Source organism: Janthinobacterium sp. SUN100 (assembly GCF_030397705.1).
In the GTDB taxonomy this organism is placed as follows: Bacteria; Pseudomonadota; Gammaproteobacteria; order Burkholderiales; family Burkholderiaceae_D; genus Janthinobacterium; species Janthinobacterium kumbetense.
The window spans coordinates 39466-62608 of sequence record NZ_JAPUBU010000002.1; the positions used below are offsets into that span (position 1 = coordinate 39466).

Genomic DNA, 23143 nt, shown 5'->3' on the forward strand with positions numbered 1-23143 from the left:
GGGGATTCCTGAAAGAAAATTACATGCAAATGAATTGCATTATAAATGATAATTCACTCTCAATAAAGACCTAGACTCCCAGATGCCAGCCCCGTGCCTGGCCCGCCTGGCGAAGCATGCCGCTGTACACGCCGCCCTGCCGCAGCAATTGCGCATGCGTGCCCCGCTCGACGATGCGCCCCGCCTGCATCACCAGGATCTGGTCCGCCTGCGCGGCAATCGCCAGCCGGTGCGTGGCGACCACCACGGCATGGGTACGCGCCAAGCCGGCCAGGGTGGCGATGGCGCACCGTTCGCTGATGGCGTCAAGCGCCGACAGCGGTTCGTCGAACAGCATCAGCGGCGCGGGTTTCAACAACGCGCGGGCGAACGCCAGCCGCTGGCGCTCCCCGCCCGACAAGGTCCAGCCGCCCTCGCCTATCACCGTGTCCAGGCCCTGAGGCAAGGACTGCGCCAGCGATGCCAGGCCGGCCGCCGACAGCGCCGCCAGCAGATCCTGCGCCGCGATCTGCCGGCCCAGGCTCAGATTGTCGCGCAAGCTGGCCGGCAGCAGCCAGGCATGCTGGAACATCGGTGTCGCCAGTTTGGCCAGCGCGGCGTCGTCCTTGGTCCGCATATCGACGCCGCCGGCCAGCAGCACGCCGCTATCGGGATCCAGCTGGCGGCACAGCAATTGCAGCAAGGTCGTCTTGCCCGAGCCGGAGGCGCCCGCCAGCACCGTCAGGGAACGCGGAGCAATCTCCAGCGAGACTTCATCGACGATGGGGCGTCCATCGCGCCGCACGCAGACATGGCGCGCCTCGGCGGCTGGCGCGCCCTGTTCCGGCGCGCCGCCGGGCAACGCCAGCACGGGCAATTCCCGCTCCGCCAGCACGCCATCCAACTGGCGCAGGGCGTGGGCCACCTGTTGCAGGGCGGCGCCCGTGTGCACGACGGCGGCCATCGCCTCGGCCAGCACGGTGGCGACGATCAATGTCGCCAGCAGCGCCGGCACATCGAGGGCGCCGGCCAACACCTGGCGCAAGCCGATGGCCAGCAACAGCGCATACGCCAGCTGCGCCGCCACGGTAAACCCGAGGGCGGCGGGGAACAGCAAACGCTGGGAACGCCTTTCCGCCTGGCGCTGCGCCATGAGCAACTGTTCCAGCATGGCGCTGCCCAGCCCGGACCGGCCCGTGGCGCGCAGCACGGGTTGCGCCGCGATATATTCCAGCACGCGGCCATTCGCCTCGGCGCTGCTGGCCGCCAGCGCCGTCTCGGCCCGGCTGCCGCAGGCCAGCGCCCCTCGATACACGAACAACAAGGGCGGCATGGCCAGCAGCAGCACCGCACCCAGGCGCCAGTCGACGGCCAGCCAGAGCAAGCCGACCACCAGCGGCGCCAGCACGGCATCGAACAGGGGCTGCAGCAAATGCGCGGGCGCGCCCATCACGGTCATCACGCCGCCAGAGGCCAGCTGGCGCATATCGCCGGCGCGGCGCGGCGTACACCAGGCCAGCGGCAGGCGCACGATTTTATCGGCCAGGCGCCGGTGCAGCGCATGCGCGCAGTGGGCGCCGGCCGCATAGCCTTTCAAGCGCGTGACATGGCGCAGCGCGGCGCTGGCCGTTGCCAACAGCAGAAAGAGGACCAGCCATGCACCTTGCGCCTGCCCCGGCTGCGGCGCCAGCCAGGCGCGCAGCAGCGGCAGCAGCATGCACAGGGCCAGCGCACTCAGCATACTGTTGGCCCCCATCAGCGCCAGCGCAAGGCGCAACTTGCCGGCGGCCGCGCCATCAAGCAGGCGCAACAGCAAACGCACGGCGGCGATCATGCCGCCACCTCGTCAACCCGGCTTTGCGCCGCCCACAGGGCCGCATACGCGCCCCGCGCGGCCAGCAGCTGCGCATGTGTGCCCAGCTCACACAGGCGGCCGCCGTCGAGCAATGCGATCTGGTCGGCCTGCACGATGGTCTGCAGCCGGTGCGCCACCACCAGCACCGTGCGTCCCGCCAGCAAGGCCGACAGGCCAGCCTGCACCTGCGCTTCCGACTCGGGGTCGAGGGCTGCCATCGCCTCGTCCAGCACGACGATACGGGGATCGGCCAGCAGGGTGCGGGCGATCGCCAGGCGTTGCGCCTCGCCACCCGACAGCGCCAGGCCTTCGCCCAGCAAGGTGTCATACCCTTGCGGCAAGGCGGTGATGCGGGCATGGATGTGCGCGGCGCGCGCCGCCGCTTCCACCTGGGCGTCGCTCGCCTCCGGCCGGCCCAGGCGGATGTTGTCGCGCGCGGACAGGCGCAGCACTTGCGCGTGCTGCAAGACAAACCCCACACGCGCATACAACACGGCGGGATCGATCTGGCGCACATCGACGCCGCCGACGCGCACGGCGCCGGCCGTCGCGTCCCACAGGCGCGGCAACAGCATGGCCAGGGTCGACTTGCCGCCGCCCGACGGCCCCACCAGGGCTGTCACGCTGCCCGCAGGCAGGCATAAATCGATGCCGTGCAACACCTCGGTACCGCCCGGATAGGCAAAACGCAGCTGTTCAAAACACACATCGTCGCCGGCGGGCAGCAACGGCGTCTGCGCCTGCGGCATGGGCGCCTCGGCCAGCAAGACGCCTATCCTGCGCGCCGCCGCCAAGCCGCCCTTCAAGCCATCGGCGCCGTGTCCCAGCGCGGCCACGGGCGCGCACAAGGCCATGCCCAGCAAGGCAAACGGCAGCATCTGCGCGGGCGCCATCGCCCAGGTTTGCGCACCCAGCCAGGCGCCGCTCACGACAAGAGCCAGCACGACGGGCGGCGACAGCAGCACATCGACCAGCGCGCCCATGCCGCCCCAGCGCCGCACCCAGGCCAGAAACTGCCGCGCATGGCGTCCCGCCACAGCATCAAAGCGTGCTTGCGGCAATGTCTGCTGCGCATACGTCTTGAAGACAGCCATGCCCTGCACCAGTTCCACCATCGCCGCCGCCAGTTCGCCGCCCGTGCGCTGCAACTGCGCCAGCCCCTCGCGGAAGGCTGGCGCGGCCATGCCCCGATAGCGCCACCAGGCCAGGGCTGGCGCGACCAGGGTGATGGCCGTCATGCGCCAGTCCGCATGCAGCAGCCAGGCCAGGCATGCCACGGGAGCGACGACCACGGCGGCCAGGTCGGACGGCGCATGCGCCACCAGGCGGTGCAGCGCAGCCACGTCAGCGTGCACGATTTCGTTGACCCTGGCCGCATTGCTGCCCGCGTACCAGCCCAGCGGCACCCTGGACAACTGCCGCGCCAGCCGCAGGCGCAACTGGCACTGCAAGTCCGCATCGGCCAGGTGCGTCAAGTGCAGGCCCAGCGCCGTCGTCAGCTGACGCAGGCACAGCGCAACCAGTGCCAGCCACAGCACATTCCAGGCGCGGCCGGCATCGACATCCGATGCCAATAGCAAGGCGCCCAATTGCGCCATGGCAACATATGGCAGTACGCCGCACAGGGCGGCCAGCGCCTGCAGTGCGCCAGCCCCCAGCAAGCGGCCCCGCACGGGCGCCAGCAAGGCCGATAATTCGCGCCAGTCGCTCACAGTGTCCCCTCCACGCAGACGACGGCACCCGCGTCGAGCTGGCGTACCCTGGCTCGTACCCGGTAGACGCGAGCGATCAGGGCGGCGTCAATCACGGCATGCGGCGCGCCGGACGCCGCCAGCACGCCATCGTGCAGCACCATCACCTGATCGGCGCAGCCCAGCGCCAGGTTGATGTCGTGCAGGACGATGACGGTAATCAAACCATGTTCGCGCGTGGCGCGCCCTATCGCCTCGATCACCTGGAACTGGTGATACAGGTCCAGCGCGCTGGTGGGCTCGTCCAGCAGCAGCACCTTGGGCTGGCGCACCAATGCCTGGGCCAGGCCCACCAGTTGGCGCTGGCCGCCCGACAGCGCCTCAACCTGGCGGCTGGCCAGGGGCAGCAAGTCGAGGCGCGCCAGCACGGCCTCCACCCTGGCCACGGCGCCCGCATCGACCTTCGCCCCCAGCCAGCCTTCGCTGCGCCCCGCCATCGCGGCGCTGAGCACAGCCTCGAACACGCCCAGCCGCGTACGCGAGGGCAGGCTTTGCGGCAGGTACACCATGCTTTGCGCGCGCCGGGCTTGCGGCCCGCAGGCCAGGTCCACGCCATCGAGCAGCACGGCGCCCTGCATCGCCTGCAAGCCGGCAATGCCGCGCAACAGGGTCGATTTGCCGGCCCCGTTCGGGCCGATCAGGGCAGTCACGCTGCCCGGCAACAAGGGCGGCAGGCTGACGCCGAGCTGCACGTCGCGCCGTCCGTACGCCACGCAGGCATTGCGCACCAGCAAGCCGCTCATGCAGCACCTCCCCGCTGGCGCATGACGATGGCCATGAAAAACGGGATGCCGACCAGCGCCGTGACGATGCCGACGGGGATCAGCACGCCGTCGATCAGCGTCTTGCTGCAAATCGAGGCCAGCGACAGGATCAGCGCGCCGGCCAGCGCGGACGCGGGCAACAGCAGGCGGTGGTCCTCGCCCACCAGCAGGCGCGCGATATGCGGCGCCACCAGGCCGACGAAACCGATGGTGCCGACAAAGGACACGGCCAGCGCCGACAGCAGGCTGATACGCAGCAGGGACAGCATGCGCAAGCGGCGCACATCGACGCCGAAGCTGCGCGCACGGTCCTCGCCCATGGTCAGGGCCGTCATGGCCCAGCTGTCGCGCACGGCCCAGGGCGCGATCACGGCAAGCGCCGCGGCCAGGATGGCGATCTTGTCCCAGGAAGAGCGCGACAGGCTGCCCATGGTCCAGAACACCAGTTGCTGCAAGCTGTCCTGGCTGGCGACAAACTGCAGCAGGGCCACCAGCGCATTAAAGGCAAACACCAGCGCAATGCCGAACAGCACCAGGCTTTCCACGCCGAAGCCCCGCCAGCGCGTCAGCAGGTGCAGCAGACCGACCGACGCAAAGGCGAACAGGAAGGCGTTCGCCGACACCACGTACTGGGGCGGCACCCCGGGCAAGCTCCAGTTCAGGACGATGGCCAGCGCGGCGCCGAACGAGGCGGCGGCCGACACGCCCAGGGTGAACGGGCTGGCCAGCGGATTGACGAGGATGGTCTGCATCTCGGCGCCCGCCAGCGCCAGCGCGGCGCCCACCAGCACGGCCATCAGCGCATATGGCAGGCGCACATCCCACACGATGACCTGCTCCATGCGCGGCACGCCATCGGGCTGCAGCAGCACCTGGAACAGGCGGGTGATGCCCATGCCGGACGGTCCCGTGGCGATGTCCATCGCCAGCGAGACGGCCAGCGTGCACAGCAGCGCGCCCACCAGCATGACGCGGCGCACATGGCGCTGGCGGTACGCCATGCCCGCCGCCATGGCAGGCGGCGCTTGTGTCAGCACGGCGCTCACGGCTGCATGTCCACGAACAGCACGCCCGTGGCGGGAATCGGCATGAAACGGCGATACATTTCAAGGCGCGTGCGGGCCGGGTCCAGGTCCGCAAACAGCTCAGGATGCAGCCACTTGGCCAGCGCCTGCACCGCCACCAGGTGTTCGGGCGAGTCGTAGAACACATGCCACAGGCCGTGCGAGCGCCTGCCATTTTTTTCGCGCACGGCGCGCAGTTGGGCCGTTTCCGTGCGCGAGGCCACGGCGCGCAGGCTGCTGCGCGCCTGCGGCAAGGTGGCCTGGTAACCGAGGGTCACGCCGCCCTGCCCGCTGGCGAACACGCCCGTCGCCACATACACGTCGGGATCGCGCGACAGGATGTATTCCGGGTTCAGGGTGCCGATGGGGCCGGGAATCTTGCCGGCGCCGATATTCTCGCCACCGGCCAGGGCGATCATCTCGCCGAAATTGCCCGTGCCGGGAGAGCCGCAACAGCCCTGCAAGCCCGCCAGCATGTCGACAAAGATGCCAGGGCGGCGAAAGCCCGGCCGGGCCTGCGCCGCTTGCACGGCGCGCGCCACTTGACCCACCTGCTCTTCGTAAAAGGCGATGAAGGCGGCGGCCTGCGCCTGGCGGTCCAGCGCCTTGCCCATCAGGCGCATGCTGGGCACGGTATTTGCCAGCGGATGGTTGCTGAAGTCGACAAAGATCACGGGCACGCCGGCCGCTTCCAGCTGGCGCACGGCGTCGCTGCCCGGCGCGGGGCCGTGGCCGCCCGACAGGGCCAGGATGGCCAGGTCGGGCCGCAAGGACAGCGCTTTTTCCACGCTAAAACTGTCGGCCGACGTGGCGCCCACCAGGGGCACCTGCTCCGCTTGCGGAAAGACCTTGCGGTAGGCCGCGTAGCCCTGCACATCCAAGTGGCGGAAATCGCCCTGCCAGCCCGCCAGGCGGGCAAAGGGATTTTTTCCTTCCAAGATGGACAAGGTGTAGATCAGGCGGCCCTCACCCAGCACGACGCGCTGCACCTTGTCGGGTACGTTCACCGTGCGTCCCGCCAGGTCGGTGACGGTGACGGCTTCAACCGACAAACTGATGCAGGACAACAACGCGGCGGCCAGCATGGATACGATTTTTCTCATGGCATCACCACGCATGCTTGACGGTCAGCAGCAAGCGGCGCGCATCGCCCGTGCTGCAATTGCTCGATGAACAACTGTCGTAGTAATGCTTGTTGCTCAGATTCGTCACGTTCAACGCCAGCTGCGTGCCCCGCAGGGACGGCGACAGCCGCAGCAGATCCAGGTCCAGCGCCAGGTCCGTCAGCAGGTAGGACGGCACGTCGATACGGTTGGCGGAGTCGGCCTTGGTGGCGCCCGTGTAGCGCAGGCCCAGGCCTATGCCCAGTCCCGCCAGCGGGCCTTGCACCAGTTTGTACTTGCCCCATACGCTGGCCATGGTCTCCGGCATGCCGACGGGACGCTTGCCCACTTCATTGACGTTATTGCTTTTACTCACTTCCAGGCGGTTCCACGTGACGTTGGCCGCCACGTTGAAATTGCGCGTGAGATTGGCCAGCGCATCCAGTTCCACGCCATGCGATTTGATTTCGCCCGTCTGCAAACGGTTCAGCGAATTGTTCGGGTCCAGGGTCTGCACGTTTTCCTGACGCAAGTCAAACACGGATGCCGTGAAAAATCCGTCGAAACCGGGCGGCTGGTATTTCACGCCCACTTCCGCCTGCTTGCCCTTGGTGGGGTCGTAGGATTTGCCATAGAAATCGTTGCCCAACACGGGATTGAACGAGGTCATCAGGCTGACGTAAGGTGCCAGGCCATTCTCGGCCAGATAGACGGCGCCCGCCTTCCACGTCAGCGCGTCATCCTTTTGCGACGGCGGCGTGACGCCGTCCAGGCGGTCGCGCGTGGACGTGTCCGACCAATCCTTGCGCAGTCCAGCGCTGAGCACCCATTGCCGCGCCAGCTTGATCTGTTGCTGCGTGTACAGGCCGTACTGGTCCGAGCTTTGCACGGTGCTGGCATAGCGCTCCGGCGTGGGCAGCATATGGCCCAGGTAGACAGGCTGATATATATCAATCTCGGCGCCGGCCGGGCCGCCATTGAGCACATAATCCTCTTTCGTGTGGCGGTAGTCGAGGCCCACCAGGGTTTCGAATTCGGCACCGCCGCTGCGCCAGCTGGCCTTGGCATTGTTATCCAGCGACCAGCTCTCGCCATCGATATCGAAGAAATATGGCGTGCGGCGCAAGGTGCGCTGGTCGGCCAGCAGGCGGCCCTGGATGGTTTCCGTGATCAGGTTGACCCGCCCGTAGCGGGCCTTGGAATGCACGCTCCACACGTCGTCGATGCGGTGCTCGAGCAGATAGGCCAGCGAATATTGCACGCGGTGATTGTCCAGGCCCTTTTCGTTGAGCATCTGGTTATAGGGAAGGCGGCCATGGCGGTTTGGCAACAGGGTGCCCTGGATGGGCGCCACCACGGCGGGCGGACCGAACTTGTCGCGCGTGTAATCGGCCAGCAAGGTCAGGCTGGTGGCCGCGCTGGGGCGCCAGGCAAGGGCGGGCGCGAAATATACCTTGTCGTCCGGCACGCCTGTGAATTGGGAATCGCTATCGCGCAGCAAGCCCGTCATGCGGTAAGCCCAGTCGCCGCCCTCGCCCACGGGGCCGCTCACATCGCCCTGCACCTGCTTGCGGTGGAAGTTGCCCGTCTGCAATTGCAGCTCCCGGTATGGCTGAAACAGCGGCTGTTTGCTGATCTGGTTGACGATGCCGCCCGGCGAATTCTGGCCATACAGCACGGAACTGGGTCCCCGCAACACTTCCACCGCTTCCAGGCCATACGGCTCGACCTTGGGCCAGGCTTGCACTGTGGTGCCACGCAAGCCGTCGCGCAGCATGCCGTTGCTGCCCACGTCGAAGCCGCGGATCTTGACGTTATCAAAACGATCATAGCGCTGCGACGCAGCCATCGACGGACTGGCCAGCACGCCGGCCGAATAACGCAGCGCCTCGCCGACAGACTGGATGCCCTGGGCATCCATCTGGTCGCGCGTGATGACGGAAACGGAAGCGGGCGTTTCGATCAGCGCCGTATCCGTCTTGCTCGATGTCGTGCTTTGCGTGGCGATTTTCAAGCGCTGCGCTTCGATCGTCACGCCTTGCATGGCTTGCGGCGCCTCCGGCGCTGCGGCGGCATAGGCGGCGCGGCAAGCCAGGACCAGCACGAGAGGAATGGGAACGGCGCGCACAAGGCGCGGCAAACGGTGGGACTGCGAGCGTGACATACGGTGTGTCCTTCCAGGCTTTAAATGAGAATGAATATCATTCATCATAAAATCTGGAAGCACCGGCTGCTTTCGTTATCGGGCCTTCGGCTTACGAAAAACGGAAAAGATGCAGCCGGCTATGCGCGCGCCAGCTGGCTGGGCGGCATGCCGAAACGCTTGCGAAACAAGGTGGAAAAATGCGGAATGGCATAGCCGACAAAGCACGCCACCTGGGTCACCGTATAGCCGCCCGCGCTGAGCATGCGATAGGCTTCCTGCAGACGGTAATCCTGCACATGCTCGAACACGCTGACGCCAAACAGCTGGCGAAAGCCGGCCGTCAGCTTCTTCACGTTCAAGCCGCTCAATCTGGCTATTTCAGGCAAACCCAGCGGTTGCTGGAAATGCTGCTCGGCCAGCTCGCGCGCCTGCTGCAGGCGCTCAATCTCGAAGGCGCTCAAATCCGCGCCGCCAGCGCCGCCCCGCGACCGTCCCAACACCCGGTCGCTGGCCACGGCCGCCATCTCCAGCGCCTTGCCCGCCATATACATGTCGCGCACGGCGCCGTCGAAGGGGCACATCAGGATCTGCGTGGCGATGGCCCGCAGGGCCGGCGTCAACACCTGGCGCATCACCAGCACGCCATCACGGTGCAGCTGCTGGCCGCCCGTGACGGCCAGGCGTTCCAGGTCGAAACCGCTGCGCTGCGCATGGCCCGCGTCGAGTCCCACTTTCACGTAGCGCTGCAAGGTATTCGCTTCAAAGCGGTCGCAGCCTTCGTGGCGGCCCCGCGCCAGCACCAGGTAGACGCCCGCATCGGTAATGGCGAACGGCGCGCGGCCATCCACGCTGCCGCTCAACTTGCCGTTCAGCGAGACGATGACTTGCAAACCCTCGAACACGGGCGTATTGACGGTGATGGGAGTGGGCGACAGCACGGAACCGGCCGACAAGGTCAGTTCGGAAGACAGTTGCCGCGTCCACACAGTCGATACCACGCCCTACTCCATATGAGAATAATTCTCATTTATGGTAACACAGCGAAGTCTCGGATGCGTGCCGGCCATGGAAGATCTGCGCCAGAAAATCCACGAACGCTTGCACGCTCGAACGCCGGCTTGTTACAGGCACGCGGAAGCGTTAATATACAAGAATATACTTGCATATTAATGAGGCCGGGCATGCGTGAAAAACTGGAAAAACTGCTGGCGCAGGGGCGCGATAACGCGCTGCTGCGCTTTGGCCTGGGAGATGCTTACCTGAAAGAGCATGACGCGCAGCAAGCGGCCCTGCACCTGGCGCAAGCCACCGTGCAGCAACCGGGCTATTCCGCCGCCTGGAAACTGCTGGGCAAGGCCTTGCACCAGTTGGGCCGGCTGGATGACGCGCAAGCCGCCTGGACCACCGGCATGACGGTGGCCCAGCAGCAAGGCGACTTGCAGGCCGTCAAGGAAATGACGGTGTTCCTGAAACGCCTGCAAAAACAGCGGCAGGCGGCACAGTAAAAACGGCTTAGTGCGCGTGCGCCGCGGCCTTGGCCTCCGCAGGCAGCGTTTCACCCCGTTCCTTCGCCAGGCGCTTGGCCAGCAAGCCGCCCGCTTCGGCCGCATAGGCGCGGCAGGCGCTGGCGTCGATCAGGGGATTGTCCGTGCCGCTGCGCCTGGAGGCCTTGCCCAGCACGTCCGTCGTGCCCGGATGCACGGGGATGATGATGTCGCATGGCAAGGCCGCCACCTTGGCGATGCTCGCTTCGAACGAGGCTGAGATGTCAGGCGTGCCACCCTTGCCCGCGCCTTTGCCTGTATAGCGGAAATCGCCGCTCGCATACGGGTTCAGGCTATCCGCATACACGACGTCCAGGCAGCGGTCGCCTTCGCACGAGGTCCACGTCCACGTCGTGCCGCCTGGCGTGTGGCCCGGCGTCATGTGGGCCGTCAAGGTCAACGGTCCGACCTTGACGGTATCGCCCTCGCCCACCAGGCTGACCTTGCGCACCTTGGCGACGTGTACGACGGGATTGGCCTGGTACTGCGGATCGTCCTTGCCATTCGTGCCGCTTTGCAGGCCAAGGGCGCCCGAGGCGCTGGCCATCACGGTGGCGCCGCTGGCCCGTTGCAACGCGGCAATGCCGCCCGCATGGTCCCAATGGGCGTGCGAATTGAGGATGACTTTCACATCCTCGATGCGAAAGCCCAGCGCCTGGATATTCGCGATGATCAGGGGCGCCGATTGCGGCAGCGCGCCGTCGAGCAGGATATGGCCCTGCGGACTCGTCACCAGCACGGCGGACAGGCCAGCCGTGCCCACATACCAGGTATTGCCAAAGACATTGAACGGCTTGACGGGCGCGTTCCATTCCTTGCAACTATCACAATTAACAGGTTTATCCTGCACCGGTGCGGGCGTCTTCGCCTGCACCGCGCCAGCCGCCATGGTCGCAACCGTAGCCAGCATCAACTTCGCCAATAGTGTCATCTTCATCTCCAGAGTGTCAAAAAGAAGGGCGCCCGCACTGGCGCGCCCGGGGGGGGTATCAATGCATGCGGCCGGTCCTGTCGGCCAGGGTGTCGCGGATGTGTCCGGCGTCGAGCGAGCGCCGCTGCGCGCCGGCGGCGTCCAGCAGCACCACGGTGACGTGCTTGCCGCCGCTGCGCATGCGCATCGTCAGGCAGCTGCCCGCCGCGTTGCTGCTGCCCGTCTTGGACAGCAAGATGTCCCAGCCCTTGCCGCCCACCAAGGGATTCGTGTTGTGCAAGGTGCGCGTCCTGCCATTGACGGCCACGCTCGCCTGCGGGTGGCTGGTGATGCGCGCGATGTCCGGATAGCGCGCGGCTGCCGCGACGATCTTCGCCACTTCGCTGGCCGTGGACGTATTCGCGGGCGAACTGCCGACCGGGTCCGTCAAGGTGGTGCGGCGCAAACCCAGCTGGCGTATCTTCGCTTGCAAGGCGAGGTGAAACGCCGCGCTGCCGCCCGGATAGGTGCGCGCCAGCGCGGCGGCGGCGCGGTTTTCGGATGGCAGCAGCGCCAGTTGCAACAGCGCGCCGCGCGACACGGCCACGCCCTCGGCCAGCAGGCTGTGGCGCTGCATGGAAGCGTCGCCATCGGCGCGCACGATGCGCAACTGTTCCTCCGGGTCGAGGCCCGCATCGAGCACCACCATGGCCGTCATCAGCTTGGTGATCGAGGCGATGGGCACGACGGTGTCCGCATCCTTCGCCATCAGCACCTTGCCGCTGGCATCATCGAACACCAGCATGTGTTTCGCGCTGACGGGCAAGGCCAGCATGCCGGAGGCGGCCTCGGCCAGGGTCGCCCCGTTGACGGCGGGCTTGCCCTGCACCTGCAGCAGCAAGGTGGCGCAAGCCAGCAACAAGGCGGGCACGGCCAGTTTCCAGCCGGCCGTGTCCGGGCCGGGCGCCATCAGGCGTTCTATGCGCGTCAGCAAAGCTCCGCCCCGTGCCGACATCAGCAAGCCGGAATGCTGCGGCACGGCAGCGTGCAGGGATAGCGCATGCAGCGCCGTGGCCAGCTGCTGCGGGTCTTGCAGCGCTTGCGCCGCCAGGGCGTCGGCCACCTGCTCCCGTTCGGCTCGCATGCGCGCCGACAGCCACCAGACGACGGGGTGAAAAAACAGCAGTGCCTCGGCCACGCTTTGCAACAGGTTGACCAGATAATCCCAGCGCCGCACGTGGGCCAGTTCATGCGCCAGCAGCGCTTCCAGCAAGGCGACGGGCATGCCGCTCAGCAAGGCGGCCGGCAGCAGGATGACGGGGCGCCAGAACCCCACCGTCACGGGGCTGGACAAGCCCGCATGCAGCTTGAGCGGCACCTGGCGGCTGCGGTGCAAGCCCATGCGCTGCGCCAGCGCATCGACGCGCGCCTGCCAGATGGCCGGCGCCGCCACCGCCTGGCGGCGCAGCTTGCCGACCCAGGCCAGGCCCAGGCACAGGCGCAAGCTCATCAGGCCAACGCCCGCGCTCCAGGCCAGCACCAGGGCCGGCATCCACGCTTGCAGCGCGGCGCGCCAGGCGGGCGGCGCATCCACCGGCATCCGGGCCGGCGAGACGCCCGACAGCAGAGACAGCAGGTGCACAAAGGGAATACACAGGCACAGCAGCAAGGCCAGCGCGCAGACGGCATAGCGCCAGCGCGCGCTGGCGTGGCGCAGCAGCCGGAGCAATACGGCAGATACGGCGCCGACGATCAAGCCTTGCCAGACGAAATACAGCAAGACCCAGCCCAGCGCGGGGACAAGGTTGCCCACATCGATGCCGAGGTGCATGTCCACGTTCATGGCGCCTTGCCATCCTTGCTGCTCAGAATTTTTTCAATTTCCAGGCGTTCCGCGTCGCTCACGTGCTCGCGCAGCGCCGTCAGCACGAGCGCCTTGCCGGAACCGGAAAACACCTTGCCGATCAAGTCCTTGAGCAAGCTGGTCTGCAGCTTTTCCTGCGCTTCGACGGCGGCATACAGCTGCGGCCGCTGGCTTTCATCGCGGCTCAGCAAGCCCTTGCCATGCATCAATTGCAACTGGCGCAGCACGGTGGCGTAACTGGCGTCGGCACGCTCCGCGGCCAGGGCGTCATACACGGCGCGGGCGTCGGACGGACCGCGCTGCCACAGGATGCGCAGCAGGTCCAGTTCGGCGGCCGTGGGATGGGGAGTGGAGGTATTTTTTAGCATGACGCTATAATACCCAGTCTAGAACGCCCTGTCTAGAACTTTTTTTCTAGATTGCCGGCAAGCCTAGAATTCGCGCAAGCGGTCGAACAAGTCCAGCAAGGCCGCCTCGTCGACGAGCGCAGCCCCCTGCCCGCCCGCTTGCTGCAATTGCTGCCGCAGCTGGGCCAGCAATTCCGCCAGCACCGTGTAGATTTCCTCGCGCTCGACCGTCTCGATGATGCTGGCGCGCCGCTCGATCTTGTTGAATGCCTCCACATAGGCGGCGACCATCGCTTCCAGCGCGGCGGCAGCGGCCGTCGCCGCCATGGCCGCATCGAGGCTGCGCGTCACGGCCAGCATGTTCTTGTAGGCCAGCGCCGCCTTTTTCGCATACGCAGGGGAAATTTGCTCGCGGCCATCCCAGTCGCGGAACGGGTTGAGCAGGTTTTCAGCCAGCCATTCCGGCTTGCGCGCCTTGGTGACCGATAGGTCCAGTCCCTGCGCCGCCGCTTTCTTGTAGCCGGCCTTGATGGCCTTGGCGACATCGGCTGGCAAGCTGGTCAGCCACAAGGCCGACAGCTGCGGCAATTGCGCGGCCGATGGGAACTCCTCCGCCGTGAAGCCGAACAGGTCATAGGCGGTGAACGTCCGCAGCCGGGTCAGCTGCGCAAGGCTGGCCATCTGCGACGCCATTCCGGGTTTGCCCCAGATGCGCAAGGAGGTCAGATGGGGAAAACGCCGCGCCACTTGCGCCAGATCAACTTCTTTCATGCCGATCAGCGACAGGCCGCCCAGCTGGCCGAGGCCGTGAAACGGCGGCAGCGCGTGCTTGCACTGCAGTGTCAGGTGGCGGCCATCGGCGCCATCTTCGATGCGCAGCGCCGGCGATGGCGCGCTGTCCAGCGCGAGAAGGTTCAAGCCTTCGTTCAAGACGAGGCTGGTGACGCCATCGGGCTGCAGGATCAGGCGTTCCAGGCCGCTGCCGCTGAAATCGAGCGCATGCACCGTCGATGATTGCCAGTCCAGCTCATTGATGAAGGGATTGCCTTGGATAAACTCCATCAAGGCTTGCGTGCCGTTGCCCGTCTCGATCGACATCAGGCAAGGCAGTTTCTCCAGCTCGGACACGTCGCCCAGCGCCTGCAAGACGCTGTCATTGATTTTCGTCGCGTCTTGCCGCAAGACCTGGCCGCCCAAGGTCACTTCACGCTTGTCCGACGCGGCCTTGAACTGCTGGCGCCGCAGCGGATCGATGCGCTCCCAGTTGCGCTGGCGCAGCACGCTGTCGCCCACGTACCAGGCGCTGCGGTAGCTGTTCACTTCCACATCCACCAGCGGCGCGATATTGCCAACGAGCGTATAGCCAGGCGGCACGTTCGCCGTGGCATAGCAGTGATCGTGGCGATTGTTCCAAAAGAAATAATCGCACAGCAGCGGCCGCATGGCTTGCACGGCCGCCGCATCGGGCAAGGCGTCGCCGGTCCAGTCCAGCTCCAGCACGGCAGCTACCGGCCTGGACGAGGATGCATCCTTGATGCGGGTGACCTGGCAAGCCACATACTGCTGCAGCTCGGGCGAAAACACACTGTAAACATCTCCAACATTCGCTAGCACGCAACTTCCTTTTCAAAACACCTGACGGTCGAATGTTGAAAGATAGCAAAAATGACAGCGCGGTGTCGTCCTGTTCAGTCCGCGTGCAGCTTGTGGTGCATGCGGCGCAATCCCAGCCACACGGCGGCCGCCACGAACGGCACCAGGGCGCCGACGAGGATTTCCGGGTTCACGGGCAGGCCCAGCACCTTGGCCGCCTTGCCCGTGTAGCTGAACAGGCCGATCACGTAATACGAAATGGCGGCCACCGACAAGCCTTCCACCGCTTGCTGCAGGCGCAGCTGCTGCGCCGCGCGGGCGTTCATCGATTGCAGGATTTGCCGGTTCTGCAATTCCTGCACGATGCCCACGCGCGTGCGCAGCAAGTCATTCGTGTTGGCGATGCGCTGCGCCATCGCTTCCTGGCGGCTGGCCATCGCTGCGCACGTATTCATGGCGGGCGTCAAACGGCGGTCCATGAATTCCTCGACCGTGGGGATGCCTTCGATGCGCACTTCGCGCAACTCGTCGATGCGCGCCTTGACGAGGCCCATGTAGGCTTTCGAGGCGGAAAAACGGTAGCTATTGTCGAGCGACAGCTTTTCAATGCGGGCCGCCAAACGCGTGATGCGGTCGAGCAAGGTTTGTTCGGCTACGCCTTCGTCGGCCTTAACCAGGCCCGGTGCGTCGTCCGTGTCGACCATGGCGGCGGCAAGGGTCGCCAATTCATTCTCGATGGCATTCAAGGATGGCGCCGCCTGCATGGCGTAAGGCAAGCCCAACAAGGCCATCATGCGGTAGGTTTCGATTTCCAGCACGCGCTGCACCAAGCGGCCCGACTGCTGCGAGCGCATGCCCGCGTCGCGGATGACGAAACGGCTGAAGCCATCGGACTGGATGGTGAAATCCGTCCACAATTCGCCGCCCTGCAGCACCTTGCTGCCGGCCAGGGTATTGCCTTCAAACACGCGCGACAAGCCCTGCATGAAGATCTCGGCCGGCTCGGTCGCTTGCTCCAGCACCACGTGCGCCGCCACCATCAGCTTGCCCTTCAAGCCCGCCAGCCATTGCTGCGGCAATTGCGCCAAAGGCATGCGCTCGAACGCTTGCTCCAGCGGCAAGGCGGTACCGGGATGCTCGGCGAAGGTGAACGTGGCAAATTCCGTATGGCATTCCCATTTCAGGCGGAAACGGCCGAAGTCGTAGTAAAAATACTTGGCTTCGGTGCTTGGCGGCGTGACGCCGAAATGCGTGCACAGGGCCGCCAGGGTGGCGTGCTGGGCCGCCATATTCGACGCACCGGGCGCCGCGCTGTCATCTTTATACACGGCCAGATGGGTGATCAGCTCGGGGGCGTCGAGCTGCAAGAATGGCCGCGAGTGGATTTCCGCGGCCAGCGGCACGCGCAAGGCGTGGTTCAAACTGGAGTTAATCAAGTGCATGATAGCCAAAGGTAAAGTTGCAAAACTGCTTAGACCCGCGCGGGTCTGATTGTCACAGTGTAACAAAGCAGAAAGCATGCCATCCTTTTCAAACTCCGCTCATGCCGTTTTAGCAACTCCCAGCGCGCCCTGCGCCGCGTCCTGGCGCGTGCCCAGCCACCAGAAAAACGCGGCCAGCGCCACGGCCGAAGCCTGTCCCAGCGCCAATTTCAATGCGCTGTCGAACAGCAACGGTGCGACAAAACCGGACACCAGCGCAAACACCAGCATTTGCACGAAGTTTTGCAACGAGGCGGCAAGGCCCCGCATCTGCGGGAAGATGTCGAGCGTCGACATGGTCATGCCCGGCAAGGCCAGCGACATGCCGAACGCGTACAGCATCACGGGCACGACGGCGAACGGGATGCTGGCCGCGAACCAATAGTTATATGCAATGTTGAGCGCGCCCGTGGCGGCCATGGCCAGCAAGCCCCAGCGCACCAGCACGGTGCTTTTCACCGCATGGGCCAGTTTGCACGACAGCGCCGAGCCGCCGACCAGGCCCGCCACCATGGGGATGAACATCCAGCCGAACGCCGTTTCCGGCAAGCGCAGCAATTCCAGGATGAAATGCGGCGCGGACGCGATGTACAGGGCAAAGCCGCCAAACGCGAAGGCCACGGCCAGCGAACGCAGCAGGAAAGCCCGGTGGCGCAAGGCCAGCCAGTAATTGCGCGCGATGTTGCCTGGGTGGAAGGATTGGCGTTGCTCGACGGCTAGACTTTCCGGCAAGCCTTTCAGGCAGGCGAGCGCCAGCAGCACCGTGACGGAAAACGTGAAGACGAACGTCGATTGCCAGCCATACGCCACGTGCAGCCAGCCGCCGATGATGGGCGCGATGGCGGGCGCGATGCCGAACACCATCATGATATTGGCCAGCATCTTTTGCGCGGCCACGCCCGACAAGCTGTCGCGCACGATGGCTTGCCCGATCACCCGGCCCGCCCCCGCCGAGGCGCCCTGCATGCCGCGGAAGAACAACAGCCAGCCAAAGCTGGGCGCGAAGGCGGCGCCGATGGAACCGACGGCAAAGATCAGCAGCGAAGCGAGGATCACAGGACGGCGGCCGAAGGAGTCGGACAAGGTGCCGTAGAACAAGGTCATGAAGGCATACGCGGCCAGGCAGACGCTCAGGGTCAGCTGCACCAGCACGCTGCTGACGTCGAAATGCGTGCCGATCGCGGGAAACGACGGCAGGAAGGTATCCGTGGCGAACGGGCCCAGCATGGCCAGCCCCGCCAGCACCAGGGTCAGGTTGCGCGCCTTCATGCGAGCGCCTGCGCGGCATGCTGACGGCGCAAGCCATCGAGGGCGGCCAGCGAGAACGCGGCGACATGCTGCGCGATGCTGGCGGTGCCCGCCTCGTCATAGGTGATTTCCGGCGCCACCAATTCATGCACGATGCGCGAACGGGCGTAGAACACGGCCTGGCCGATCACGCTGAACACGCATTTCTGCACCACGTCCGCCGGCATGGCTGTCCCCACCACGCCACGGATCAAGCCCGTGAACAAGGCGTGCTGCGGGCGCACATTGCGTTCGGCCAGCTTGTGCATGGCGGCCGTCGGTTCGATCAACTCGCGCGCCACCAGGCGGCTGAACAGGGAAGCCGGACCCGAGCGCAGCATGTCAGAGACGAGCGCTTCGATGGCCAGGCGCAACTGTTCCTCGGACGGCAACTGCGCCCGCGCGCTGGCGGCCGCCACGTCGGCGGCCGAAGCGCGCGCCAGCTCGCGTGCATAGTCAAAAGCGGCCAGGTACAGCTCTTCCTTGCCATGAAAGTAATAATTAACCATCGCCACGTTGACGTGGGCCGCTTCGCAAATCCGGCGCACGGACGCGAGCCGGTAACCTTCGTCGGCAAACAGCTGGACCGCCACTTGCAGGATGCGCGCGCGGGCCGGTTCCGTTTCCTGCTCGCTTCTCTTTTCTTCCGTCATGCCATTCCCATCGTTTAAACAGTTGTTTAATATTGGATGGAATTATATCAAACAGCCGTTTAACTTTCAGGCGGTCGCAAAAAAGCCCGGCGAACCGGGCTTTTCAAGGGCGTATCGGCAGCTTAATGCTTCATGGCCGGCATCGGGGCCGAGGCGGCGCCCAGCGGACGGGCCACGGCATTGACTTCGATGGTTTCGCGGCGCTTGTCCTCGCCTTCGACGACGAGGGTCAGCGGAATCTTGTCGCCCGCCTTCACCTGTCCTTTGAGTTCCAGCAGCATGACGTGGTAGCCGCCCGGCTTCAATTCGACGGCTTTGCCGGCTGGCAAGGCGATTTCCTTGACCTGGCGCATGCGCATCATATTGTCCGTCATGCTCATTTCGTGGATTTCCGCCACGCCCGCCACGGGCGAGCGCACTTCCAGCAGGCGCATGGCTTTCGGCGCCGTGATCTGCATGAAGGCGCCCGTGGCTTTTTGCTGCGGCACGGTGGCGCGCACCCACGGGTCGGTGATTTGCACGGACGTCTGGGCAACGGCGGAGAAGGACAGCACGGTCAGGGCCGCGGCCAGCAGGGTTTTGACATGGGTCATGATTATTCCTTTCGTGATAGTTACAAGGTGTATTTCGATTTCATCAAGGTCTTGATGTCTTGCACGCACTCGTCGCCCGTCAACTGGTGCTTCAAGCCCAGGCGCATGCGCCCCTCGTTATCGAGCACATAGCTGATGGCCGTGTGGTCCATCGTGTACGAGCTGCCGCTGGGCACGCGGCGGTAGAAGACCTTGTAATTGAACGCCGTCTGCGCCGTCGCCTGCGGGTCCGTGCGCAAGCCGAGGAAGCTGGGGTCGAAGGCGCGCATGTATTCGCCCAGCAACTCGGGCGTATCGCGCTCGGGGTCGATGCTGATGAAGATCACTTGCAGCTTGTCGGCATCGGCGCCCAGCTTCTGGCGGATTTCCAGCGCGCGCGACAACGCTGTCGGGCACACGTCCGGACATTGCGTGAAGCCAAAGAAGACCATCACATACTTGCCCTTGAAGTCGGCCAGGGTGTAGACCTTGCCGTCGGGGCCGCTCAATTTGAAGTCGGGCTTGTAATCGCCTCCCGTCAAGTCGAGACCGTTGTAATGGGGTTTGGGCGCTTGTTCGCAAGCGGCAAGCGTGAGCAATCCCGCCGTGCCGGCGAGAAGGAAAAGACGACGTTTCATGGCATTCTGGCCCGATGGGCGTAGTGGATACAGTTAAGACGTGGAAAGCGTGACGGCAGCGTTCAGGCAGCCGCAGGGGGGCCGCGCGGGCTGGCGGCCAGCCACGCGAACGGAGCCCGCGGCGCCTGGTAAAACAGGGGCGGATACAGGTCGTGGCCCGTGATGACGGGCAGCGTCGATGACGACGATGGCGGCAAGCCCACGCTGCCCGCATGGCTCATGCAGAACGGGCAATGTTCGATGTGGTGCAGCACGGAATCGGTGGTGGACTTGGCTGCCGGCGCCAGGTCCGCTTGCGTGTAGACGGCGCCGCTGGCCGAGCAGATCTCGACGGCGGCATTGTTCGCGTTGGCGTGCAGCGAGGCAAACGCATACGACAGGGATGGCGACAGCGCATTGAGCAGTATCGCCAGGCAGGCGAACCACATATGCCACTGTTTGCGCTTCAATAATGATCCCATGGCCCCGATTATAACGGAGTCTGGCTATCCGGGCGCCTGGCCGCGCAGGAACAGGCTGGGACGCACGCCCGCCACGTCCACGCAGGCGTCGCAAAACGCGGGGATCGAGGCAAAGCCAGAACCGGCCGCCACTTGCGCCAGGTCGCGCCCGCCGTGCCCGTCGTCGGCCTCCGCCTGCGCCGCCGTATGCAGCGCGTGCGCCAGGCGCTGTTCGCGCACCAGACTGAGCAGTGCCTCGCCCTCGGCAAACAGGCGCGCCCTGGCCTTGTGCGGCGTCACTTGCCACAGGGCCGCCAGGCGGGCCGCCGTCCACTTGCCTTGCGGCGTATCAAAGATGTGCTGCGCCAGCGCCTGGCTCCAGCGCTTGCCGCCGCCGTGGCCGCCCTCCGCCTCGTCGCCTTCCAGCGCCAGGGTGAACACGGCCGGCTTGCCCCGCCCCGGCATCACGTCGCAGGCGAAGCGCAAGAAGGCGGGCACGACGAAACTGTCGCCGCTGGCCAGTTTCTTGGTGGCGATTTCATTGTGCAAAGTCACAAAACCCTGGCGCACGGTAACGCGCAGGCGGAGCGGAAAACGCAAGCCCAGCAAGTGCAAGGGATGATCGGAAACGAGGGCCATGCGTCAGGTCAAGGTGGTGAACGAGCCGCCAGCATGCCACACATCGCGCGCCGGGTCTGTCATCACAGCGACGCCACGCCGTAGCGGCGCAAGCCGTCGAGGTCGACGACGCGGATGGATTGGTAGGCAATGCTGATCAGGTTCAGCTCGGCCAGATGGCCCAGCGCCTGGTTCACGCGCTGGCGCGAAATGCCCGTCAGCAAGCCGATTTCTTCCTGCGACAGCTCAAGCACGCTGGACGTGCGCGGATATAACATGGGGTGGAACAGTTGCGCGATCGCTTGCGCCACTTGCGCGTCGACAGCCAGCAGGCGCTGGTTCTGGATGGTGGCGATGAATTGGCCCATGCGCTCGTTCAGCTGGCGGATGACGAAGGCATTGAAGGAGAGGCTCTCGGCCAGCAGCAGGTGAAATAAGTCCACCGGCACGAGGAGGATGCTCGATGCGCGCACGGCCACCACGTCGTAGCGGCGCAGTTCGCGCTTGAGCACGCTGCCCTCGCCGCACCAGCCGCCGGCCGGCACGCCGGAAAACGTGGCGCCGCGCCCATCGGCGTTGTAGACGGCCAGTTTGATCAAGCCCGTGTGCACGCCGATCCAGTGCGCCGACGGTTCGCCGCGCCGCGTGATGAAGGCGCCCGCCTCGTAATGCCGGAGCACGCTGTCGGCGCGCAACAGGGTCTGATGCCGCGCGTCGAGGGCCGTGAACCAGTCATGGCTGTCGAGTTCGGGCACGGCAAGGCCTACACTATCGTTGCTATCCATTCCACCCTTCAGTTGTCACTAAGATGACAGTGATTTTCCAGCGCCGGTGCTATGCTAACCGGTATCAATCCCGAAACAGGGAGCTATAGAATTTTATTTACCAGGAGACAAGCATGACACCTGATTTCAATACCGGCCTCGGCAAAAACAGCGCCAACTACGCCGCCCTCACCCCGCTCGACTATATCGCCAGGGCAGCGGCAGTATATGGCAATCGCCTGGCAATTGCACATGGCGCCGTGCGCCAGACGTGGCGCGAAACGTATGCGCGCACGCGCCGCCTGGCATCCGGTCTCATCAAACTGGGCGTGGGCACGGGCGATACCGTCGCCGTGATGTTGCCGAACACGCCCGCCATGGTGGAAGCGAGCTTCGGCGTCCCGATGGCCGGCGCCGTCCTCAACGCCCTGAATATCCGCCTCGACCTGGCCTCGCTGACCTTCATGCTGCGCCACGGCCAGGCGAAGGTCTTGCTGGCCGATACGGAATTTGCCGAGCTGGCGCGCCAGATGGCGGCGCAGATTCCCGGCTTGCGCGTGATCCAGGTCAACGACGTGCTGGGACCGGAAGTGGACGCCTTTTCCGACCTCGACTACGAAAGCTTGCTGGCCAGCGGCGACCCCGATTACGACTGGCAGCCGCCCGCCGACGAGTGGGACGCCATCGCCCTGAACTACACGTCCGGCACCACGGGCGACCCGAAAGGCGTCGTCTACCACCACCGCGGCGCGGCCCTGAACGCCCTGTCGAACATATTAGAGTGGGACATGCCCAAGCATGCCGTGTATTTATGGACATTACCGATGTTCCACTGCAACGGCTGGTGCTTCCCGTGGACGGTGGCCGCGCGCGCCGGCGTCAACGTGTGCCTGCGCAAGTTCGAGCCGAAGCTCGTGTTCGACCTGATGCGCGAATTGCGCATCACCCACTATTGCGCCGCGCCCATCGTGCACGCAGCGCTGGCCAACGCGCCCGCCAACTGGCGCGACGGCATCGACTGGACCGTGCGCGGCATGGTGGCCGGCGCGCCGCCGCCGGCGGCCATGGTGGCGAAGATCGAAGCCATGGGTTTCGACCTGATCCACTCGTATGGCTTGACGGAAGTGTATGGCCCGGCCGCCATCTGCGCCGAGCAGGACGAGTGGGCGGCCCTGTCGCAGGAAGAACGCGCCGTACTCAAATCGCGCCAGGGCGTGCGCTACCACTTGCAAAGCGCCGTGGCCGTGATCGACCCGGAAACCATGCAGCACGTGGCGGCCGACGGCGAACAGATCGGCGAGATCATGTTCCGCGGCAACATCTGCATGAAGGGCTATTTAAAGAATGAAAAGGCGACGCAGGAAGCGTTTGCGGGCGGCTGGTTCCATACGGGCGACCTGGGTGTCATGTATCCGGACGGCTACATCAAGCTGAAGGACCGCAGCAAGGACATCATCATTTCCGGCGGAGAGAATATTTCCAGCGTGGAAGTGGAAGACGCCCTGTACCACCATCCGCAAGTGCTGGCCGCCGCCGTCATCGCCCAGCCGGACGAAAAATGGGGCGAGACGCCGTGCGCCTTCGTCGAGCTGCGCGAAGGCGGCACGGTGACGGAAGCGGAATTGATCGCCTTCTGCAAGAACAACCTGGCCGGTTTCAAGGTGCCGAAAGCCATTTATTTCGGTCCCCTGCCCCGCACGTCGACGGGCAAGATCCAGAAGTTCGAATTGCGCAAGCGCATGCAGTCGGACAAGGCCATCGACGTCTAGG

The 23143-nt window shown here is 65.3% G+C and carries 21 protein-coding genes; 2 read left to right on the forward strand and 19 right to left on the reverse strand.

Annotation, left to right across the window (positions count from 1 at the left end; translation table 11 throughout):
* Positions 1 to 70 precede the first annotated feature (70 nt).
* From O0881_RS12410 to O0881_RS12440, 7 genes are all read right to left on the reverse strand, one after another.
* Positions 71 to 1813: an ABC transporter ATP-binding protein gene (locus O0881_RS12410; protein ID WP_289911515.1), complete on the reverse strand. Its 1743-nt coding sequence runs from the start codon at positions 1811 to 1813 to the stop codon at positions 71 to 73.
* Complete coding sequence (locus O0881_RS12415) at positions 1810 to 3546, reverse strand: ABC transporter ATP-binding protein (RefSeq protein ID WP_289911516.1); 1737 nt, start codon at positions 3544 to 3546, stop codon at positions 1810 to 1812. Before O0881_RS12415 ends, O0881_RS12410 begins: the two co-directional genes overlap by 4 nt.
* Positions 3543 to 4328, reverse strand: coding sequence for an ABC transporter ATP-binding protein (locus tag O0881_RS12420; protein ID WP_289911517.1), 786 nt, complete (start codon positions 4326 to 4328; stop codon positions 3543 to 3545). Before O0881_RS12420 ends, O0881_RS12415 begins: the two co-directional genes overlap by 4 nt.
* The gene (locus O0881_RS12425) at positions 4325 to 5350 is read right to left on the reverse strand and encodes an iron ABC transporter permease (RefSeq protein WP_289912225.1); all 1026 of its coding nucleotides are present in this window, start codon (positions 5348 to 5350) and stop codon (positions 4325 to 4327) included. The genes O0881_RS12420 and O0881_RS12425 overlap by 4 nt, the downstream gene beginning before the upstream one ends.
* Positions 5351 to 5391: 41 nt before the next feature.
* Positions 5392 to 6516 carry an ABC transporter substrate-binding protein gene (locus O0881_RS12430; RefSeq protein ID WP_289911519.1) on the reverse strand — a complete coding sequence of 375 codons (1125 nt, stop codon included), beginning with the start codon at positions 6514 to 6516 and terminating at the stop codon, positions 5392 to 5394.
* 4 nt (positions 6517 to 6520) lie between these two features.
* Entirely contained in the window at positions 6521 to 8680 is a 2160-nt protein-coding gene (locus O0881_RS12435) for a TonB-dependent siderophore receptor (protein WP_289911520.1), read from the reverse strand.
* 119 nt (positions 8681 to 8799) lie between these two features.
* Complete coding sequence (locus O0881_RS12440) at positions 8800 to 9660, reverse strand: AraC family transcriptional regulator (RefSeq protein ID WP_289911521.1); 861 nt, start codon at positions 9658 to 9660, stop codon at positions 8800 to 8802.
* A 183-nt stretch (positions 9661 to 9843) separates the two neighbouring features.
* Here O0881_RS12440 and O0881_RS12445 point away from each other — a divergent pair, with 183 nt between their 5' ends.
* Positions 9844 to 10167 carry a tetratricopeptide repeat protein gene (locus O0881_RS12445; RefSeq protein WP_289898918.1) on the forward strand — a complete coding sequence of 108 codons (324 nt, stop codon included), beginning with the start codon at positions 9844 to 9846 and terminating at the stop codon, positions 10165 to 10167.
* Between the two features lie 7 nt (positions 10168 to 10174).
* Here O0881_RS12445 and bla read toward each other — a convergent pair whose 3' ends face one another.
* The 12 genes from bla to O0881_RS12505 all read right to left on the reverse strand — a co-directional run bounded on the left by bla (position 10175) and on the right by O0881_RS12505 (position 21394).
* Positions 10175 to 11137 (reverse strand): subclass B3 metallo-beta-lactamase, encoded by a 963-nt coding sequence (gene bla / locus O0881_RS12450; RefSeq protein WP_289911522.1) that lies wholly within the window; start codon positions 11135 to 11137, stop codon positions 10175 to 10177.
* A gap of 58 nt (positions 11138 to 11195) precedes the next feature.
* On the reverse strand, positions 11196 to 12959 hold the full coding sequence (locus tag O0881_RS12455; protein WP_289911523.1) for a M56 family metallopeptidase: 1764 nt from the start codon (positions 12957 to 12959) through the stop codon (positions 11196 to 11198).
* Entirely contained in the window at positions 12956 to 13348 is a 393-nt protein-coding gene (locus O0881_RS12460; protein ID WP_099664459.1) for a BlaI/MecI/CopY family transcriptional regulator, read from the reverse strand. Before O0881_RS12460 ends, O0881_RS12455 begins: the two co-directional genes overlap by 4 nt.
* Positions 13349 to 13411: 63 nt before the next feature.
* Positions 13412 to 14911 (reverse strand): hypothetical protein, encoded by a 1500-nt coding sequence (locus O0881_RS12465; protein ID WP_289911525.1) that lies wholly within the window; start codon positions 14909 to 14911, stop codon positions 13412 to 13414.
* A gap of 104 nt (positions 14912 to 15015) precedes the next feature.
* Positions 15016 to 16362 (reverse strand): DUF3422 domain-containing protein, encoded by a 1347-nt coding sequence (locus O0881_RS12470; RefSeq protein ID WP_289898922.1) that lies wholly within the window; start codon positions 16360 to 16362, stop codon positions 15016 to 15018.
* A gap of 99 nt (positions 16363 to 16461) precedes the next feature.
* Positions 16462 to 17670, reverse strand: a complete 1209-nt coding sequence (locus O0881_RS12475; RefSeq protein WP_289911527.1) for a multidrug effflux MFS transporter — start codon at positions 17668 to 17670, stop codon at positions 16462 to 16464.
* Positions 17667 to 18341 carry a CerR family C-terminal domain-containing protein gene (locus O0881_RS12480; RefSeq protein WP_289911528.1) on the reverse strand — a complete coding sequence of 225 codons (675 nt, stop codon included), beginning with the start codon at positions 18339 to 18341 and terminating at the stop codon, positions 17667 to 17669. The genes O0881_RS12475 and O0881_RS12480 overlap by 4 nt, the downstream gene beginning before the upstream one ends.
* A 122-nt stretch (positions 18342 to 18463) precedes the next feature.
* The gene (locus tag O0881_RS12485) at positions 18464 to 18934 is read right to left on the reverse strand and encodes a copper chaperone PCu(A)C (RefSeq protein ID WP_099664464.1); all 471 of its coding nucleotides are present in this window, start codon (positions 18932 to 18934) and stop codon (positions 18464 to 18466) included.
* A 20-nt stretch (positions 18935 to 18954) separates the two neighbouring features.
* The gene (locus O0881_RS12490) at positions 18955 to 19551 is read right to left on the reverse strand and encodes an SCO family protein (RefSeq protein WP_251351250.1); all 597 of its coding nucleotides are present in this window, start codon (positions 19549 to 19551) and stop codon (positions 18955 to 18957) included.
* A gap of 62 nt (positions 19552 to 19613) precedes the next feature.
* Positions 19614 to 19979: a DUF2946 domain-containing protein gene (locus O0881_RS12495; protein ID WP_289911530.1), complete on the reverse strand. Its 366-nt coding sequence runs from the start codon at positions 19977 to 19979 to the stop codon at positions 19614 to 19616.
* A 57-nt stretch (positions 19980 to 20036) separates the two neighbouring features.
* Positions 20037 to 20630, reverse strand: coding sequence for an AraC family transcriptional regulator (locus O0881_RS12500; protein ID WP_289911531.1), 594 nt, complete (start codon positions 20628 to 20630; stop codon positions 20037 to 20039).
* 62 nt (positions 20631 to 20692) lie between these two features.
* The gene (locus O0881_RS12505; protein ID WP_251351247.1) at positions 20693 to 21394 is read right to left on the reverse strand and encodes a Crp/Fnr family transcriptional regulator; all 702 of its coding nucleotides are present in this window, start codon (positions 21392 to 21394) and stop codon (positions 20693 to 20695) included.
* A 113-nt stretch (positions 21395 to 21507) separates the two neighbouring features.
* Here O0881_RS12505 and O0881_RS12510 point away from each other — a divergent pair, with 113 nt between their 5' ends.
* Positions 21508 to 23142 (forward strand): acyl-CoA synthetase, encoded by a 1635-nt coding sequence (locus tag O0881_RS12510; protein WP_289898928.1) that lies wholly within the window; start codon positions 21508 to 21510, stop codon positions 23140 to 23142.
* The last annotated feature ends 1 nt before the right edge of the window (position 23143 follow it).